This is a genomic window from Pseudomonas sp. Pdm06 (assembly GCF_014851795.1).
In the GTDB taxonomy this organism is placed as follows: domain Bacteria; phylum Pseudomonadota; class Gammaproteobacteria; order Pseudomonadales; family Pseudomonadaceae; genus Aquipseudomonas; species Aquipseudomonas fluorescens_AA.
In genome coordinates, this window is sequence record NZ_JACVAH010000004.1 from 487,054 (window position 1) to 504,181 (window position 17,128).

At 63.2% G+C, this 17,128-nt stretch carries 14 protein-coding genes; 10 read left to right on the plus strand and 4 right to left on the minus strand.

Annotation, left to right across the window (positions count from 1 at the left end; all coding sequences use genetic code 11):
* Positions 1–1,386, minus strand: coding sequence for a sensor histidine kinase (locus IB266_RS09925; protein WP_192261078.1), 1,386 nt, complete (start codon positions 1,384–1,386; stop codon positions 1–3).
* Positions 1,364–2,047 (minus strand): response regulator transcription factor, encoded by a 684-nt coding sequence (locus IB266_RS09930; protein ID WP_053122824.1) that lies wholly within the window; start codon positions 2,045–2,047, stop codon positions 1,364–1,366. Before IB266_RS09930 ends, IB266_RS09925 begins: the two co-directional genes overlap by 23 nt.
* A gap of 276 nt (positions 2,048–2,323) precedes the next feature.
* Between IB266_RS09930 and hcnA the strand changes: the two genes are divergently transcribed.
* The 3 genes from hcnA to hcnC are packed head-to-tail and all read left to right on the plus strand — an operon-like array spanning position 2,324 to position 5,305.
* Positions 2,324–2,647: a cyanide-forming glycine dehydrogenase subunit HcnA gene (hcnA, locus tag IB266_RS09935; RefSeq protein WP_072404983.1), complete on the plus strand. Its 324-nt coding sequence runs from the start codon at positions 2,324–2,326 to the stop codon at positions 2,645–2,647.
* On the plus strand, positions 2,644–4,053 hold the full coding sequence (gene hcnB, locus IB266_RS09940; protein WP_192261079.1) for a cyanide-forming glycine dehydrogenase subunit HcnB: 1,410 nt from the start codon (positions 2,644–2,646) through the stop codon (positions 4,051–4,053). The genes hcnA and hcnB overlap by 4 nt, the downstream gene beginning before the upstream one ends.
* Entirely contained in the window at positions 4,046–5,305 is a 1,260-nt protein-coding gene (gene hcnC, locus IB266_RS09945) for a cyanide-forming glycine dehydrogenase subunit HcnC (RefSeq protein ID WP_192261080.1), read from the plus strand. The genes hcnB and hcnC overlap by 8 nt, the downstream gene beginning before the upstream one ends.
* 225 nt (positions 5,306–5,530) lie before the next feature.
* On the opposite strand, the gene IB266_RS09950 is transcribed toward hcnC, so the two are convergent.
* Together IB266_RS09950 and IB266_RS09955 are read right to left on the minus strand one after the other, a co-directional pair.
* Positions 5,531–6,142, minus strand: a complete 612-nt coding sequence (locus IB266_RS09950; protein WP_192261081.1) for a glutathione S-transferase — start codon at positions 6,140–6,142, stop codon at positions 5,531–5,533.
* A gap of 29 nt (positions 6,143–6,171) precedes the next feature.
* Positions 6,172–7,095 carry a MurR/RpiR family transcriptional regulator gene (locus IB266_RS09955; protein ID WP_003202885.1) on the minus strand — a complete coding sequence of 308 codons (924 nt, stop codon included), beginning with the start codon at positions 7,093–7,095 and terminating at the stop codon, positions 6,172–6,174.
* Between the two features lie 313 nt (positions 7,096–7,408).
* Between IB266_RS09955 and IB266_RS09960 the strand changes: the two genes are divergently transcribed.
* From IB266_RS09960 to IB266_RS09990, 7 genes are all read left to right on the plus strand, one after another.
* Entirely contained in the window at positions 7,409–9,346 is a 1,938-nt protein-coding gene (locus IB266_RS09960) for a bifunctional 5-dehydro-2-deoxygluconokinase/5-dehydro-2-deoxyphosphogluconate aldolase (protein ID WP_192261082.1), read from the plus strand.
* A gap of 232 nt (positions 9,347–9,578) precedes the next feature.
* Positions 9,579–10,469: a myo-inosose-2 dehydratase gene (gene iolE / locus IB266_RS09965; protein ID WP_192261083.1), complete on the plus strand. Its 891-nt coding sequence runs from the start codon at positions 9,579–9,581 to the stop codon at positions 10,467–10,469.
* Entirely contained in the window at positions 10,466–11,275 is an 810-nt protein-coding gene (iolB, locus tag IB266_RS09970) for a 5-deoxy-glucuronate isomerase (protein WP_192261084.1), read from the plus strand. Before iolE ends, iolB begins: the two co-directional genes overlap by 4 nt.
* A gap of 28 nt (positions 11,276–11,303) precedes the next feature.
* A complete protein-coding gene (locus IB266_RS09975; protein WP_192261085.1) occupies positions 11,304–12,806 on the plus strand; it encodes a CoA-acylating methylmalonate-semialdehyde dehydrogenase in 1,503 nt (500 codons plus the stop codon).
* Positions 12,807–12,840: 34 nt separating this feature from the next.
* Positions 12,841–13,662, plus strand: coding sequence for a TIM barrel protein (locus IB266_RS09980; protein WP_192261086.1), 822 nt, complete (start codon positions 12,841–12,843; stop codon positions 13,660–13,662).
* Between the two features lie 151 nt (positions 13,663–13,813).
* Positions 13,814–15,745 (plus strand): 3D-(3,5/4)-trihydroxycyclohexane-1,2-dione acylhydrolase (decyclizing), encoded by a 1,932-nt coding sequence (gene iolD / locus IB266_RS09985; RefSeq protein ID WP_192261087.1) that lies wholly within the window; start codon positions 13,814–13,816, stop codon positions 15,743–15,745.
* 29 nt (positions 15,746–15,774) lie between these two features.
* Positions 15,775–16,785, plus strand: coding sequence for a Gfo/Idh/MocA family protein (locus tag IB266_RS09990; RefSeq protein ID WP_192261088.1), 1,011 nt, complete (start codon positions 15,775–15,777; stop codon positions 16,783–16,785).
* Positions 16,786–17,128: the final 343 nt, after the last annotated feature.

The following is a 17,128-nucleotide window of genomic DNA, read 5'->3' on the forward strand; positions in this document are numbered from 1 at the left end:
CTACAACAATGACCCCCGGCAATCGAGCACCAACCGTGCGCCACCATGTTCGCTGCTGCCCACCTCCAACGTAAACCCGTGCAGGTTGACGATCGCTGCGACGATCGACAGGCCCAGGCCGAATCCGCCGTGCTGGCTGCTGCCCTCGGCGCGGTAGAAACGGCGGAACACCGCCTTGCGCTCCGCCTCGGGGATGCCCGGGCCGGAGTCGAGCACTTCGATGCGCGTGCTGTCGCCCTGGTCGACCCCACGCAGGATCACGGTGCCCCCCGGCGGGGTGAACTTGATGGAATTGCTCAGCAGGTTCGACACGGCCTCGAACAGCAAGGCCCGGTCGCCGTTGAGCAGGGGCAGGGCGTCGGGCGCCTCCAGGATGAAGGTCAGTTCGCCTTCCTCGGCCAGGGGCAGGTAAAAATCATGCAGCTCCTGCAATAACTGCAACGGATCGAGGCGTACGAAGCCCGAGCGCCGTTGCTGGTCTTCCAGTTCGGAAATCCGCAACAAACCACGAAACCGCGCCATCAGGGTGTCGGTCTCGGCGATCACCTGGTCCATCTGCAAGGCCTCGGGGGAACCGTCCGGCGCTTGCTGCTGGATGCGATAAAGTTGAGCACGCAGGCGCGTCAACGGGGTGCGCAGGTCGTGGGCAATGTTGTCGCACACGCCCTTGACCTCGTTCATCAAGCGCTCGATGCGCTCGAGCATGGCATTGACGATCGCCGCCAGCATGTCCAGTTCATCGCGCCGACTCGACAGCGGCAGGCGATGGGTCAGGTCGCCGGCGACGATGGCTTCGGCGCTGGCCTGCAACTGGCGAATCCGGCGTAGCGGTCGACGGCGCAGCAGGTGCCAGCCAGCGATGCCCGGCAGGATGGTCAGCGATACGCCCCAGAACAGCGCGTGCAAGATGATCCGTGTCACCGCGAACAGCGAGCCGTTGTCCCGGGCCAGGACCAGCCAGCGGCCGTCCTGGGTACGGGTCGCCACCGCGTCGCAGCTGTCGGAAGGCACGCCCGGGTCATCGGAGTCGACGCAGCCGCCGAGCATGTGGATTTTGCCGTCAAGGGGCAGGTCGGCGGGCACGCGCAGGATCGGCCCGCTCAAATGGCGCAGTTGCGGATCGAACAGCCCGTAGGCGTCGACGCCGCGCTCGTCCAGCGTCAGGCTGGCCATGAGCGCATCTTCCAGTTGGTCGCCGTGGATCCGGGCGAACAGGTGCTGGCGCTGCATCAGGGAGTGTTTGGCCAGGCTGTCGAGGTAGCCAAACACTTCGTAATACATCACCCCCATCAGGATCGCGCTCCAGATCACGAACAGCGAACTGTACAGCGCCAGCAGGCGGCTGCTGGAGGAGCGCCAGCCCTTAGCGGGGTTCAGCAATGACATAGCCGGAACCCCGTACCGTGCGAATCAGCGGTTCCAGGCCCGGCGGGTCGATTTTCTTGCGCAGGCGGCCGATGTGGACGTCGATCAGATTGGTGCCGGGGTCGAAGTGATAGCCCCAGACTTCCTCGAAAATCATCATGCGCGAGAGGATTTGCCCGCTGTTACGCATCAGGAATTCCAGCAGCTTGTATTCAGTGGGCAACAGGCTCAGCAGTTGTCCGTTGCGGCTGGCTTCGCGGCTGATCAGGTTCAGTTCCAGGTCGGCCACCCGCAGCGCGGTTTCCGGCTCGCGGGTGCCATTGTTGCGCCGCAGCAGCACTTCGACCCGGGCGGCCATTTCGTCGGTGGCGAACGGCTTGGTCAGGTAATCGTCGCCGCCGGCCCGCAGGCCACGCACGCGCTCATCCACATCGGAAAGGGCGCTGATCATCAGGATCGGCGTGGCCACGCCCATGGTGCGCAACGTGGTGACGATCACCAGCCCGTCGAGCTCAGGCAGCATGCGGTCCAGCGTGATCAAGTCATAGTCGCCGCTGACCGCCCGTTCCAGGCCTTCGCGGCCGTTGTCGACCCAATCGACGTCCAGGCCGTTGCGGGTCAGCTCGGCAACGATTTCACGGGCGGTCACGGCGTCGTCTTCGATGGTCAGGATGCGGTTCATGGGCGGTACCGTGTGGGGAAGTTGGAGCGATTGCACAGCATTCTGCCAAAAATCAGCTGTCGGCTTTCTGAAAAAAAGTTCATGGAGCGGCACGCCGATTCGCTGGCCTGGATCAACACTTGGTCACAAATTATCCCTAACATGAATTTTGCGCGCACTATCATGTTGCGTCTGTTGCCCCGCTTCGGTGCGCTGTTGCCGGGTACCGACGCGAGCCGGTGGATGTGTGCCGCAAGGAGCCGAAACCTCACTGAACCTTCAAGGAAGAGCAGCATGATGCAACCTCAAGACGTTCTACGCCGAACATTCGATATCCAGCCGTTGACCCGCGCCGACATGACGGTGCGCCTGGACGGGCAAGCCGTCAACGCCGCCCACGGGGAAACCGTCCTCACCGTCATCCAGTCCCTGGGGCAACGCCAGGTCGCCCGCAACGACCACGACCAGATCAGCGGCGCCTACTGCGGCATGGGCGTGTGCCAGTGCTGCCTGGTCAAGATCGACGGCCGCCACAAGCGCCGCGCCTGCCAGACCCTGGTGCGCCCTGGCATGCAGATCGAAACCCGAGCCAACCGCATGACCGAAACGGAGGCGCCATGAGCCTCGATCCGGTGATTGTCGGCGGTGGGCCGGCGGGCATGGCTGCGGCCATCGAGCTGGCCTCCCACGGCGTGCGTTGCACCTTGCTCGAAGAGGCTCCGCGCCTCGGCGGCGTCGTGTACCGCGGGCCGCTGCGCGATGGCGTCAGCCTGGATTACCTGGGGCCGCGCTACAGCGAAGCCCTGGAAAAACTCCACGGAGAATACCAGCGCCATGCCGGGTTGATCGATGTGCGATTGGGCAACCGTGTCATCGGTGCCGAAGGCTTCCGGGCGTTGATGCTGCTGGATGCCGACGAGCGCCTGGGCGAGGTCGCCTATTCCCATCTGGTCCTGGCGGCCGGTTGTCACGAACGCAGCGTGCCGTTTCCTGGCTGGACGCTACCGGGGGTGATGATGCTCGGGGGCCTGCAATTGCAGATCAAGAGCGGCGTGGTCCGGCCACCGAGCCCGGTGGTGATCGCCGGCACGGGGCCGTTGCTGCCGCTGGTGGCCTGCCAGCTGCACGCGTCGGGCGTGGCGGTGGCGGGGGTCTTCGAAGCCTGTGGGTTCGGTCGGATCGCCAAGGAGAGCCTGGCGTTGCTGAACAAGCCGCAGTTGTTCCTCGACGGCCTGAGCATGCTGGCCTACCTCAAGCTCAATCGCATTCCCGTGCGCTATGGCTGGGGCGTGGTGCAGGCTGACGGCGAGGGTGAGTTGAGCCACGTCACCGTCGCGCCGTATTCCACGACCTGGGAGCCGGACCTCAAACGCGCCGAACAGGTGCCGGCCCAGACCCTGGCGGTGGGCTACGGGTTTATCCCGCGGACTCAATTGAGCCAGCAGATGGGCCTGGAGCACGGTTTCAGCGATGACGGCTATTTGCGGGCCGTGTCCGATGCCTGGCAACAAAGCAGCGAAGCGCACATTCACCTGGCCGGCGACATGGGCGGGATCCGTGGCGGTGAAGCGGCCATGCTCAGCGGGCGCATCGCGGCGTTGTCGATCCTCATGCAACGCAACGTGCTGGATCCGTCCACGGCCCTGGCCCACCGGGAGCGTTACCAAGCGCAACTGGCGCGGATCATTCGCTTTCGCGCCGCCGTGGATCGCTACACCCAGCGTGGTGCCGGGCAAACCGCGTTGCCTGCCGCCGACACGGTGATCTGCCGCTGCGAGCACGCCACCCGCGCCGACATCGACCGGGCGCTGGAGCAAGGCGTGCAAGACATGGCCAGCCTGAAGATGCGCACCCGCGTGAGCATGGGCGATTGCCAGGGGCGGATGTGCGTCGGCTACTGCAGCGACCGCTTGCGCGAAGCCACCGGGCGCGCCGACGTGGGTTGGCTGCGGCCGCGTTTCCCCATCGATCCGATTCCCTTTTCAGCGTTCCAGAACGTCGGCATGGAGGTCGTTTCCCATGATTAAGGACTACGACGTGGTCATCGCCGGCGGCGGTGTGATCGGGGCCTCGTGTGCCTATCAACTGTCCAAGCGCAAACACCTGAAGATCGCCCTGATCGACGCCAAGCGCCCCGGCAACGCGACCCGCGCCTCGGCGGGTGGGCTGTGGGCCATCGGTGAGTCGGTGGGCCTGGGTTGCGGGGTGATCTTCTTTCGCATGATGTCGGCCAACCGCAAGCGCCAGACCCAGGGCGCCGCCGTGGCGGTGGATGCCAGCACGCCGCACATCTTGCCGCAGTCGTTCTTCGAGTTCGCCTTGCAGTCCAATGCGATGTACCCGCAGTTGCACCGCGAATTGATCGACCGCCATGGTATGGATTTCAAGTTCGAGGAGACCGGGCTCAAGTTCGTGATCTACGACGACGAAGACCGTTTGTACGCCGAGCACATCGTCGCGTGCATTCCCCACCTGGCAGACCAGGTACGCTGGCTCGACCAGGCGGCCTTGCGTGCAGCGGAGCCGAATGTGAGCCATGAGGCCCAGGGCGCCCTGGAGTTTCTCTGCGATCACCAGCTCAGCCCGTTCCGCCTGGCCGACGCCTACACTGAAGGCGCCCGGCAGAACGGCGTCGACCTGTTCTTCAACACCAACGTGACCGAGGTGTTGCGCAGCGGCACGCGGGTGACAGGGGTGCAAACCGCCGAGGCGGGGACCTTCCACTGCCGGACCCTGATCAACGCGGCCGGCGCCTGGGCGGCGGACCTGAGCGAGCAGGCCACCGGCGTGCGGATTCCGGTCAAGCCGGTCAAGGGCCAGATCCTGCTGACCGAGCGCATGCCGAAAATCCTCAACGGCTGCCTGACCACCAGCGACTGCTATGTGGCGCAGAAAGACAACGGTGAAATCCTCATCGGCAGCACCACCGAAGACAAAGGTTTCGACGTGACCACGACTTATCCGGAGATCGAAGGGCTGGTGCAAGGTGCGGTGCGCTGTATTCCACAGTTGGCCGACATCAACCTGAAACGAACCTGGGCCGGCCTGCGCCCGGGTTCGCCTGATGAGTTACCGATCCTGGGGCCGATGCGCGGGGTGGAAGGCTATCTCAACGCGTGCGGGCATTTCCGCACCGGCATCCTGACCTCGGCCATCACCGGCGTGTTGCTGGACAAACTGGTGAACAACGAGCCCTTGCCGTTGGACATCACGCCGTTCCTGGCGGACCGCTTCGAGGTGGCGCCGGTGGTAGAGCCCAAGGAAATGGAGCTGGCCTGAGCAAATCCTGCGTGGGGGCTGTGCTGAATACATATCCCGCAGTCACCCCGAAACAAACTGTGGGAGTTGTGGTGAGTGCATATCCAGCAGACATCCGGGGACAAACTGTGGGAGCGAGCTTGCTCGCGATGGCGTCAGGTCAGGCAGTATCCCTGCTGACTGGTACACCGCTATCGCGAGCAAGCTCGCTCCCACAGGGATCCAGGGTGAATCGGAATCCTGCGCTTATTCCATCGGCGTGCTGACAAACGCCTCCAACCCTTCGGCATAGGCGGTGAACGCGCTGATCGATGGGAATGACTTGCCCTGCACCTGGTCCGGCACCACCAGGTTGGTGAAGCTCCAGGCCACTGCCAGGGTGATGCCCGCCTGATCGAGTGTGCCATCGGTGGCCAGGGGCTGTTTCACCAGTTCCTGTTCGAGCATGCCATAGGCCGCCGCCAGTTGGCCTTCCACGCGTTCGACCCAAGGGGCGTGTTGGATTTCTGTCGGCCGCAGGTTGCGTTCGTAGTAGATCTGCACCGACTTCTCGCACGCCGCCAGGGCCAGGCCGATCAGGCGCAGTGCGCGCAGCCGTTGCCCACTGTCGACCGGCATCAGGCTTTTGCCCGGCGCGGCCAAGGCCTCGAGGTAGTCGATGATCAACGTGGAATCCATCAGCACGTTGCCATCGTCCAGCACCAGGGTCGGGGCCTTGACCACCGGGTTGATGCGCTGGAATTGTTCGAAATGCCTGAACACCGAAACGGACTCGTGTTCCAGGGCAACCCCCAGGCACTTGGCGGAAATGGCGACGCGTCGTACGTAGGGCGAGTCCAGCATGCCGATCAGTTTCATGACGTCTCCTTCGGAAAATCCTGCGGGCGTTAGTCCTCGAACCCGACCTGTTCATGGATTTCATCGACCTTGAGTTCCAGCCGGTAAGCCACGGCGATGAACAACGCCTGGCACAGGCACAACGTGGCGCTCAACGAACGAAAGGCGAACGAACTCCCTTCGTTCACCAGCAACACGGCGTTGGCCCGCTTGGCCAGGGGCGAGAGGTTGCTGTCGGTGATGATCAGGGTCTTGGCCTGGTGATGCTGGGCAATGCGCAGGCAGTGCTGGGTTTCCTTGCCGTAGGGCGTAAAGCTGATGGCGATGACCAGGTCGTTGGCCCGCACACTGCGCATCTGCTCGCGGTAGCTGCCCCCCAGGCCGGACACCAGGTGAATGCGTTTGTTGGTGTGTTGCAGGTTGTAGACCAGGTAATCGGCGACCGCGAACGAGCGGCGTACGCCCACCACATAGATGTTGTCGGCGTTGACCACCAGGTCCACGGCCTTTTCGAACGCCTGGTCGTCCAGCTCCAACCCCAGGCGCTCGATGCCCGACAGGGTCGCGTTGACGCACTCGCGGGCCAGGTCGCCGCCGCTGGCTTTCTGCGACTTGTTGGCGATCATGCTGCGAATGCGCTGCTGGTAGTTCTGTACCGGTGTGGTCTTGTGGGTGTAGGCCTCGCGGAACAACGCCTGCATTTCGCTGAACCCGCTGAAGCCGAAGCGCTGGGAAAACCTGACGATGGCCGAGGGGTGTACTTCGCATTCCCGGGCGATGTCACTGATGCGGTCGACCATGATCCGGTCGCTCTGCTGGCTCATGTAGCTGGCGATGCGTTTGAGCTGGCGCGGCAGGCTTTCGTATTCGTCGGTGATCAGTTGCAGCAGGCGCTCGGCATTGATCGGAGGGCTCGGGAGGGCGGGTTCGGACGCGCTCTCGGACGGCGCCGGCAGATCATCGGGGCGGGTCATAGAAAATCCTTCTGGCTTGTTCTTATAGGGCGGCCCGAAAAAAGGCCGGCCCTCGACAATAGGTTGGCTGGTCGCAGTCTACAGCGTAGGCGCAGGGAAAATCATGGGCGGACAAATGTTGCAGCAGGTGCTGAAACGATGCACTGCGTCTGGTTCGCTTGGGTCATAGCGTATTGGAAAAAATATTCCACGTAAAAAATTTATAGAATAATTATTGATTATTGCGCGCTGCTCGTTTTAGTCTGCACTCACCAACAGCGTTGGCGCCGGTGTCGGCGACAAGCGCAGGCTGATAAAAATAACAGGAGCCAGCATGGGCCAGACTCGTTTTGCCAGTGGGCGTCAATTGGATGTGATCTGCCTGGGACGCCTGGGCGTCGACCTCTACGCGCAGCAAGTCGGGGCGCGCCTGGAAGATGTTTCGAGCTTCGCCAAGTACCTTGGCGGTTCCTCGGCCAACATCGCGTTCGGCACGGCGCGCCTGGGCCTCAGGTCGGCGATGTTGAGCCGGGTAGGCGATGACCACATGGGCCGCTTCCTGGTGGAGTCCCTGGCCCGCGAAGGCTGCGATGTCAGGGGCATCAAGGTCGATCCCGAACGTCTGACGGCCATGGTCCTGCTGGGGATCAAGGACCGGGAAACCTTTCCCCTGGTGTTCTACCGGGAGAACTGCGCCGACATGGCGCTGCGCGCCGAAGACATCGACGAAACCTTCATTGCTTCCAGCAAGGCTTTGCTGATCACCGGCACGCATTTCTCCACCGACGGCGTCTACAAGGCCAGTATCCAGGCGCTGGACTATGCGCAAAAACATCAGGTCAAGCGGGTCCTCGACATCGATTACCGACCAGTGCTTTGGGGCCTGGCGAGCAAGGCCGATGGCGAAACGCGGTTTGTGGCCGACCAGAAAGTCAGCCAGCACGTGCAGAGCATCCTGCCGCGTTTCGATCTGATCGTCGGCACCGAAGAAGAATTCCTCATCGCCGGCGGCAGTGAAGACCTGTTGACCGCGTTGCGTACCGTACGCTCGCTGACGGCGGCGACCCTGGTGGTCAAGCTCGGCCCCCAGGGCTGCACGGTGATCCATGGTGCCATTCCGGCCCGGCTCGAAGACGGCGCCATTTACCCTGGCGTGCGGGTCGAAGTCTTGAATGTACTGGGTGCTGGCGATGCGTTCATGTCCGGATTTCTCGCCGGCTGGCTGGAGGACGCCAGCGATGAACGCTGCTGCCAGTTGGCCAATGCTTGCGGTGGGCTGGTGGTGTCGCGCCATGCCTGCGCCCCGGCAATGCCGACCCGGGCCGAACTCGACTATTTGTTCGACAGCCCGGTGCCCATCACCCGGCCGGACCAGGATGTCGTGCTGCAACGCCTGCATCAGGTCAGCGTGCCCCGCAAGACCTGGAAACAGCTGTTCATCTTCGCCTTCGACCATCGTGGACAACTGGTGGAGCTGGCCCAGAAGGGCGGCCGCGAGTTGAGCAGCATCGGCGAACTCAAGCAACTGTTCATCCAGGCGGTGGCACGGGTCGAAGCCGACCTGCGGCACCAGGGCATCGAGGCCGACGTCGGTCTGCTGGCCGACCAGCGCTTCGGCCAGGATTCGCTGAACGCTGCCACCGGCCGCGGCTGGTGGGTGGCGCGGCCGGTGGAAGTGCAGGGTTCGCGGCCACTGGCCTTCGAGCATGGGCGCTCCATTGGCAGCAACCTGATCGCCTGGCCACAGGAGCAGATCATCAAATGCCTGGTGCAATTTCACCCTGACGACGAACCGCTGCTGCGCCTGGAGCAAGAGGCGCAATTGATGGGGCTGTACAAGGCCTCCCAGGCCAGCGGCCATGAATTGCTGCTGGAAGTCATTCCGCCCAAGGATCATCCATCGCCGCATCCGGACGTGCTCTATCGCGCTCTCAAGCGCCTCTACAACCTGGGTATCTTCCCGGCGTGGTGGAAGATCGAAGCCCAGGGCGCGGATGAATGGCAGCAGCTCGATGAGCTGATCCAACAGCGCGACCCGTATTGCCGTGGCGTGGTCCTGCTGGGCCTCAACGCCCCGGCCGCCGCATTGGCCGAAGGGTTTCGCCAGGCCAGCCAGAGCAGCACCTGCCGCGGTTTCGCCGTGGGCCGCACGATCTTCCAGGAACCGAGCCGGGCCTGGCTGGCCGGGGAAATCGACGATGAAACGCTGATCCGGCAGGTGCAGGGCCGGTTTGTGGAATTGATCGAGGCCTGGCGTGCTGCGCGGGCGTGATAGCAATGCCGGGCTTTTTGTGGCGAGGGAGCTTGCTCCCGCTGGACGCTGTAGGAGCTGGCGAAGCCTGCGATCTTTTGATCTTGATCGTTCGCTGTCGACTCAATTGGTAGTGGAGAGATCGCAGCCTCGTTGCACTCGGCAGCTCCTACAGGCGCAGCCGAGCGGGAGCAAGCTCCCTCGCCACAGGTGATCGGTTGAACATTTAGAGACAACAATAAAAGGTGCAGCCATGCCCGCTATTCGAATTGGCATCAACCCGATTTCCTGGAGCAACGACGACTTGCCATCGTTGGGCGGCGAGACGCCGTTGAGTACCGCGCTGAGTGAAGGCAAAGCCATCGGCTACGAAGGCTTCGAGCTCAACGGCAAGTTCCCCAAGGACGCCAAGGGCGTCGGCGATGTGCTGCGGCCGTACGACCTGGCGCTGGTCTCCGGCTGGTATTCCAGTCGCCTGGCCCGGCGCTCGGCGGCCGAGGAAATCGACGCCATCGCCAGCCACGTCGAGCTGTTGGCGCAGAACGGCGCCAACGTGCTGGTGTATGGCGAGGTCGCCGATTCCATTCAAGGCCAACGCATTCCATTGGTTGAGCGGCCGCGTTTTCACACCGACGAAGCCTGGCAAGCCTACGCCGACAAACTCACCGAACTGGCGCGCTTCACCTTGTCCCAAGGCGTGCGCCTGGCCTACCACCACCACATGGGCGCCTATGTCGAGTCGCCCGCGGACATCGACAAATTGATGGCCCTGACCGGCAGCGAAGTGGGCCTGTTGTTCGATTCGGGTCACTGCTACATGGGCGGTGGCGAACCGTTGCAGGTGCTGCGCAAACACATCGAACGGATCTGCCATGTGCACTTCAAGGACGTGCGCAAACCAGTGGTGCAACTGGCGCGCAATAACCTCTGGAGCTTCCCCGACTGCATCATCAACGGCACCTTCACCGTGCCGGGGGATGGCGATATCGATTTCGCCGCGTTGCTCGATGTGCTGCTGGCCGCCGACTACCAAGGTTGGCTGGTGGTGGAAGCCGAGCAGGATCCTGCCGTAGCGCCGAGTTATGCCTACGCCAAGAAGGGCTACGACACTCTGCGTGCCTTGCTGGAAAGGAGTGCGTCATGAGCCTGTTGATCAAAAGCCATCCAGAGGGCCAGACCATGGTCCAGTTGCCCCGTGGAGAACTGGAGTACGTCGGCTTCGCCGCCTATCGCTTGAGCCTCGGTGAAACCCTACCGGTGGCCGCCGGCGACAAGGAATTGTGCCTGGTGCTGCTCAGCGGGCGCATCAGCCTCAAGGGCGAAGCGCCGGGGCAGGGCGCCTTCGATTGGGACAACCTGGGTGATCGCCAGTCGGTGTTCGAGGACAAGTCACCTTATGCCGCTTACCTGCCACCGGGCAGCCAGGCCCAGGTCACCGCCCTGAGCGATGTGCAGGTGGCGGTGTGTGCCGCGCCGGGTTCGGCGCGTAACGAATACGGCCCACGACTGATCCGCCCGGAGAGCATGAAGCGCAGCGTGCGCGGCAAGGGCGCCAACACCCGCTATGTCTGCGACATCCTACCGGACAGCGAACCGGCCCATTCGCTGCTGGTGGTGGAGGTGCGCACGCCGTCGGGGCACTCCTCGAGTTACCCGCCGCACAAGCACGACACCGACGACCTGCCCCACCAGAGCTTCCTCGAAGAGACCTATTACCACCAGATCAACCCGTCCCAAGGGTTCGTGTTCCAGCGGGTCTACACCGACGACCGCAGCATCGACCAGGCCATGGCCGTGGAGAACAGCGACCTGGTGGTGGTACCCAAGGGCTATCACCCGGTCAGTGTGCCCTACGGGTACGAGTCGTATTACCTGAACGTCATGGCCGGCCCGAAGCGGGTCTGGCAATTCCATAACGATCCGCAGCACAGCTGGCTGCTGGATCTCTGACTCCACACATACGCAGGGAGAACAAGCAATGAGCGACGCCCCGGTAGTAGGCCATTACATCGACGGTCGAATTCAGGCCAGCGACAACGCGCGCCTGAGCAATGTCTTCAACCCGGCCACTGGCGCGGTGCAGGCCCGGGTGGCCTTGGCCGAACCAAGTACCGTCGACGCAGCGGTGGCTTCGGCACTGGCGGCGTTCCCGGCCTGGTCCGAGCAGTCGTCCCTGCGCCGTTCGCGGGTGATGTTCAAGTTCAAGGAATTGCTCGATCGGCATCATGACGAACTGGCGCAGATCATCAGCCGTGAACACGGCAAGGTGCTGTCCGACGCCCACGGTGAAGTCACCCGGGGCATCGAGATCGTCGAGTACGCCTGCGGTGCGCCGAACCTGCTCAAGACCGATTTCAGCGACAACATCGGCGGTGGCATCGACAACTGGAACCTGCGCCAGCCCCTGGGTGTTTGCGCCGGGGTCACGCCGTTCAACTTCCCGGTGATGGTGCCCTTGTGGATGATTCCCCTGGCGCTGGTCGCCGGCAACTGCTTCATCCTCAAGCCTTCGGAGCGTGATCCGTCCGCCAGTTTGCTGATGGCCCGCTTGCTGACGGAAGCCGGCCTGCCGGATGGCGTGTTCAACGTCGTCCAAGGCGACAAGGTGGCGGTGGATGCGCTGTTGCAGCACCCGGACATCGAAGCGATTTCCTTTGTCGGCTCCACACCGATCGCTGAGTACATCCACCAGCAAGGCACGGCGCAGGGCAAGCGCGTCCAGGCCCTGGGCGGGGCGAAGAACCACATGATCGTCATGCCCGACGCCGATCTCGACCAAGCCGCGGATGCGTTGATCGGGGCGGCCTACGGCTCGGCCGGTGAACGCTGCATGGCGATTTCCATCGCCGTGGCGGTGGGTGATGTGGGGGATGAATTGATTGCCAAACTGTTACCCCGTATTGATCAACTGAAGATCGGCAACGGCCAGCAGCCCGGCACCGACATGGGGCCGTTGGTCACCGCCGAGCACAAGGCCAAGGTGGAAGGTTTCATCGACGCCGGCGTGGCCGAGGGCGCGCGCCTGATCGTCGATGGCCGTGGTTTCAAGGTGCCGGGGGCCGAGCAGGGGTTCTTTGTCGGCGCGACGCTGTTCGACCAGGTCACCGCCGGGATGAGCATCTACCAGCAAGAGATTTTCGGCCCGGTGCTGGGGATCGTCCGTGTACCGGATTTCGCCACGGCGGTGGCGCTGATCAACGCCCATGAATTTGGCAACGGCGTGTCGTGCTTCACCCGTGACGGCGGCATCGCCCGGGCGTTCGCCCGCAGCATCAAGGTCGGCATGGTGGGGATCAACGTGCCGATTCCGGTGCCCATGGCCTGGCATTCCTTTGGTGGCTGGAAGCGTTCGCTGTTCGGCGATCACCATGCCTACGGCGAAGAAGGGCTGCGTTTCTACAGCCGCTACAAAAGCGTGATGCAGCGTTGGCCCGACAGCATCGCCAAGGGTCCTGAATTCAGCATGCCGACTGCCCAATAACCCGTTTTTTACAAGTGCCGGAGGGAGAACAACAATGAACAAGCCCCTGCGTTTTGCTTTGAACCGAATGGTTGCCCCACGCCTGTCACTGCCCGAATTCATCGACTTGGCCCTGGCGTTGAAAACCGATGCCATCGAGATCCGCAACGACCTCAAGGGCGTCGAGATCGAAGACGGCATGCCGCCGGCCCAGGTACGAGAGTTGTGCGAGGCTCGCGGCATCAAGGTGCTGTCGATCAACGCCCTGTACCCCTTCGATGTGTGGAACGAAGAGCGTCGTGCCCAGGCCGTGCGGCTGGTCGATTACGCCCGTGAATGCGGCGCCGAGGGGCTGGTGATGTGCCCGCTCAACGACCGCGCCGACCCGCGCAGCGAGGCTGAACGGGCGGCGGGGCTGCGTACCGCCCTCAGTGAGCTGGCGCCGATCCTGCGCGCCTTTGGCATCTACGGTTTCATCGAGCCTCTGGGTTTCGAAGAGTGCTCGCTGCGGCGCAAGCGCACGGCAGTGGACGCGATCCAGGCCATCGGCGGGCTGGATGTGTTCCGCCTGGTGCACGACACCTTTCACCATCATCTGGCGGGGGAGCAGGCGTTCTTTCCCGAACTGACCGGGCTGGTGCACATCTCCGGCGTCGAGGATGCCCAGGCGCCCTTGGCGACGATTCGCGACGGTCACCGGGTGCTGGTGGGCGCCGCTGACATTCTCGGCAATGCCGCGCAGATCGAGGCGCTGCGGGCTGGGGGCTACGAGGGCTACCTGTCCTTCGAACCGTTTGCCGAGAGCGTCCATGAACTGGCCGATATTCGCCAGGCGTTGGGGGCGAGCATGAATCACCTGCAAAGCTCACAGGCCTGACCCGACTTCCTGAATGATGGAGAACCCCTTGTGGGAGCGAGCTTGCTCGCGATGACGGCGCCCCAATCAATGCATGCGTCGCCTGACACACCGCTATCGCGAGCAAGCTCGCTCCCACACTTGACCGAGTTGCGTTTGAAAAGGTGCAAGCATGACCACAACACGACTGACCATGGCCCAGGCCCTGGTGAAATTCCTCGATAACCAGTACATCGAGGTCGATGGCGTCCAGAGCAAGTTCGTCGCCGGAGTCTTTACCATTTTTGGCCACGGCAACGTGCTGGGCCTGGGCCAGGCGCTGGAGCAGGACAGCGGCGACCTGGTGGTCCATCAGGGGCGCAACGAGCAGGGCATGGCCCATGCCGCCATCGGGTTCGCCAAGCAGCACCTGCGGCGCAAGATCTACGCCTGCAGCTCGTCGGTGGGCCCCGGCGCGGCGAACATGCTGACCGCCGCAGCCACCGCCACGGCCAATCGCATTCCGCTGCTGCTATTGCCCGGCGATGTCTACGCCAGTCGCCAGCCGGACCCGGTGCTGCAGCAGATCGAACAGTTTCACGACCTGAGCATCAGCACCAACGATGCGTTCAAGGCCGTGAGCAAATACTGGGACCGCATCAACCGCCCCGAGCAGTTGATGACCGCGGCGATCCAGGCGATGCGCGTGCTGACCGACCCGGCTGAAACCGGCGCGGTGACCCTGGCGCTGCCCCAGGACGTACAGGCCGAAGCCTACGATTATCCGGACTACTTCCTGCAAAAACGCGTGCACCGCATCGACCGCCGCCCGGCCACCGAAGCGATGCTCAGCGATGCCCTGGCGCTGCTCAAGGGCAAGCGCAAACCGTTGATCATCTGTGGCGGCGGGGTGCGCTACTCCGGTGCCAACGCCGCGTTGCAGGCCTTTGCCGAGCGCTTCGACATTCCTTTCGCCGAGACCCAGGCCGGCAAGAGCGCCGTGGTGTCCAGCCACCCGCTGAACGTCGGCGGTGTCGGCGAGACCGGTTGCCTGGCGGCGAACCTGCTGGCCAAGAAAGCCGACCTGATCATTGGCATCGGCACGCGCTACAGTGATTTCACCACCGCGTCGAAATGGCTGTTCCAGCACCCCGATGTGCAGTTCCTCAACCTCAACATCAACCCGTGCGATGCCTTGAAGCTCGATGGTGTGCAACTGTTGGCCGATGCCCGTTCGGGGCTGGAGGCCTTGTCGACCGCGATGGGTGACTATCGCGCCGAATGGGGCGGGCAGATCGCCGACGCCAAGGCGCAACTGGACGCGGAAGTGGACCGGGTCTATCAGGCGGACTTCCAGGCCGAGGATTTCGTCCCGGAAATCAACGACCACATGGACCCGGCGGTGTTTCGCGAATTCATCGAACTCACCGGTTCCTGCCTGACTCAGAGCCGGGTGCTGGGCACGCTCAACGAAACCTTGGCGGATGACGCCATCATCGTCGCCGCCGCTGGCAGCCTGCCCGGCGACTTGCAGCGCAGTTGGCGCAGCAAGGGCGTGGACACCTATCACGTCGAATACGGTTATTCGTGCATGGGGTATGAGGTGAATGCCGCGCTGGGGGTGAAACTCGCCGAGCCCGACAAAGAGGTCTACGCGTTGGTGGGCGACGGTTCGTACATGATGCTGCACTCGGAGCTCGCGACTTCGATCCAGGAGCGCCGCAAGATCAATGTGGTACTGCTGGACAACATGACGTTCGGTTGCATCAACAACCTGCAAATGGAACACGGCATGGACAGCTTCGGCACCGAGTTCCGCTTTCGCAACCCCGAGACCGGCAAGCTCGACGGCGCCTTCGTGCCGGTGGATTTTGCCATGAGTGCCGCGGCCTATGGCTGCAAGACCTACAAGGTCAGGACCCTCGACGAACTGCACGCGGCCCTGGCCGATGCGCGGCGCCAGAGCGTCTCGACGCTGATCGACATCAAGGTTTTGCCCAAGACCATGATCCACAAATACCTGTCGTGGTGGCGGGTCGGCGTGGCGCAAGTCTCCACCAGCGCCCGCACCGATGCCGTCGCCAAGACCCTCAATGAACGACTGGCCAAGGCCCGTCAATACTGATTGCCCCAACCCTACGAAAGGAGTTCTACATGTCTTTGAAGCTGGGCGTCATCGGCACCGGGGCCATCGGCCAGGACCATATCCGTCGTTGCAGCCAGACCTTGCTCAACAGCCAGGTGGTGGCGGTGACCGACATCAACCTGCAACAAGCGGCCAAGGTCGTGGCCGATCTCAAGCTGACCGCCGAGGTCTACCCTGACGGCCATGCGTTGATCAAGGCGCCGGACGTGGAGGCGATCCTTGTCACCTCCTGGGGCCCGAGCCATGAAGAATTCGTGCTGGCGGCGATTGCGGCGGGCAAACCGGTGTTCTGTGAAAAACCCCTGGCGGTCACGGCCGAAGGTTGCCGCAAGATCGTCGAGGCCGAAGTGGCCCATGGCAAGCGCCTGGTGCAAGTCGGCTTCATGCGGCCCTACGATGAAGGCTATCGGGCGCTCAAGGCGGTGATCGACAGCGGCCAGATCGGTGAGCCGCTGATGCTGCACTGCGCCCACCGCAACCCGAGCGTGGGCGAGAACTACAAGACCGACATGGCGATCACCGACACCTTGATCCACGAGCTGGATGTGTTGCGCTGGTTGTTGGCCGATGACTACGTGTCGGTGCAGGTGGTGTTCCCACGCAAGACCAGCAAGGCCCTGGCTCATTTGCGGGACCCGCAGATCGTCCTGTTGGAAACCGCCCGGGGCACACGCATCGACGTCGAGGTGTTCGTCAATTGCCAGTACGGCTATGACATCCAGTGCGAAGTGGTGGGGGAGACCGGCATCGCCAAGCTGCCGGAGCCGTCCCAGGTGCAACTGCGCAGCGGCGCCAAGTTGTCCAATGCGATCCTGATGGATTGGAAGGACCGCTTCATCGCCGCTTATGACGTCGAGTTGCAGGCCTTCATCGATGGTGTGCGTGCCAGGCAAGTGGGTGGGCCATCGGCCTGGGATGGGTTTGCCGCGGCGGTGGCGGCGGATGCCTGTGTCGAAGCGCAGCAGAGCGGGCAGATCGTCAAGGTCGAGCTGCCCGAGCGCCCACCCTTCTATGGCTAACCCGCAATCCCTTGTGGGAGCGGGCTTGCTCGCGAAGGCGTAGTGTCAGTCGACATCAATGTTGAATGTACCGCCGTCTTCGCGAGCAAGCCCGCTCCCACAGTCGACTGCGTTCCCTCAAAGGTACTCGGTCAAATGGTGGGAGCTGAGCTTGCTCGCGATGGCGTAGTGTCAGTCGACATCAATGTTGAATGTATCGCCGTCTTCGCGAGCAAGCCCGCTCCCACAGTCGACTGCGTTCCCTCAAAGGTACTCGGTCAAATGGTGGGAGCTGAGCTTGCTCGCGATGGCGTAGTGTCAGTCGACATCAATGTTGAATGTATCGCCGTCTTCGCGAGCAAGC

Bases quoted from the DNA above. Each gene is read 5' to 3' on its own strand.
- IB266_RS09925 (WP_192261078.1), bottom strand. From the start codon at position 1,386: ATGTCATTGCTGAACCCCGCTAAGGGCTGGCGCTCCTCCAGCAGCCGC.
- IB266_RS09930 (WP_053122824.1), bottom strand. From the start codon at position 2,047: ATGAACCGCATCCTGACCATCGAAGACGACGCCGTGACCGCCCGTGAA.
- hcnA (WP_072404983.1), top strand. From the start codon at position 2,324: ATGCAACCTCAAGACGTTCTACGCCGAACATTCGATATCCAGCCGTTG.
- hcnB (WP_192261079.1), top strand. From the start codon at position 2,644: ATGAGCCTCGATCCGGTGATTGTCGGCGGTGGGCCGGCGGGCATGGCT.
- hcnC (WP_192261080.1), top strand. From the start codon at position 4,046: ATGATTAAGGACTACGACGTGGTCATCGCCGGCGGCGGTGTGATCGGG.
- IB266_RS09950 (WP_192261081.1), bottom strand. From the start codon at position 6,142: ATGAAACTGATCGGCATGCTGGACTCGCCCTACGTACGACGCGTCGCC.
- IB266_RS09955 (WP_003202885.1), bottom strand. From the start codon at position 7,095: ATGACCCGCCCCGATGATCTGCCGGCGCCGTCCGAGAGCGCGTCCGAA.
- IB266_RS09960 (WP_192261082.1), top strand. From the start codon at position 7,409: ATGGGCCAGACTCGTTTTGCCAGTGGGCGTCAATTGGATGTGATCTGC.
- iolE (WP_192261083.1), top strand. From the start codon at position 9,579: ATGCCCGCTATTCGAATTGGCATCAACCCGATTTCCTGGAGCAACGAC.
- iolB (WP_192261084.1), top strand. From the start codon at position 10,466: ATGAGCCTGTTGATCAAAAGCCATCCAGAGGGCCAGACCATGGTCCAG.
- IB266_RS09975 (WP_192261085.1), top strand. From the start codon at position 11,304: ATGAGCGACGCCCCGGTAGTAGGCCATTACATCGACGGTCGAATTCAG.
- IB266_RS09980 (WP_192261086.1), top strand. From the start codon at position 12,841: ATGAACAAGCCCCTGCGTTTTGCTTTGAACCGAATGGTTGCCCCACGC.
- iolD (WP_192261087.1), top strand. From the start codon at position 13,814: ATGACCACAACACGACTGACCATGGCCCAGGCCCTGGTGAAATTCCTC.
- IB266_RS09990 (WP_192261088.1), top strand. From the start codon at position 15,775: ATGTCTTTGAAGCTGGGCGTCATCGGCACCGGGGCCATCGGCCAGGAC.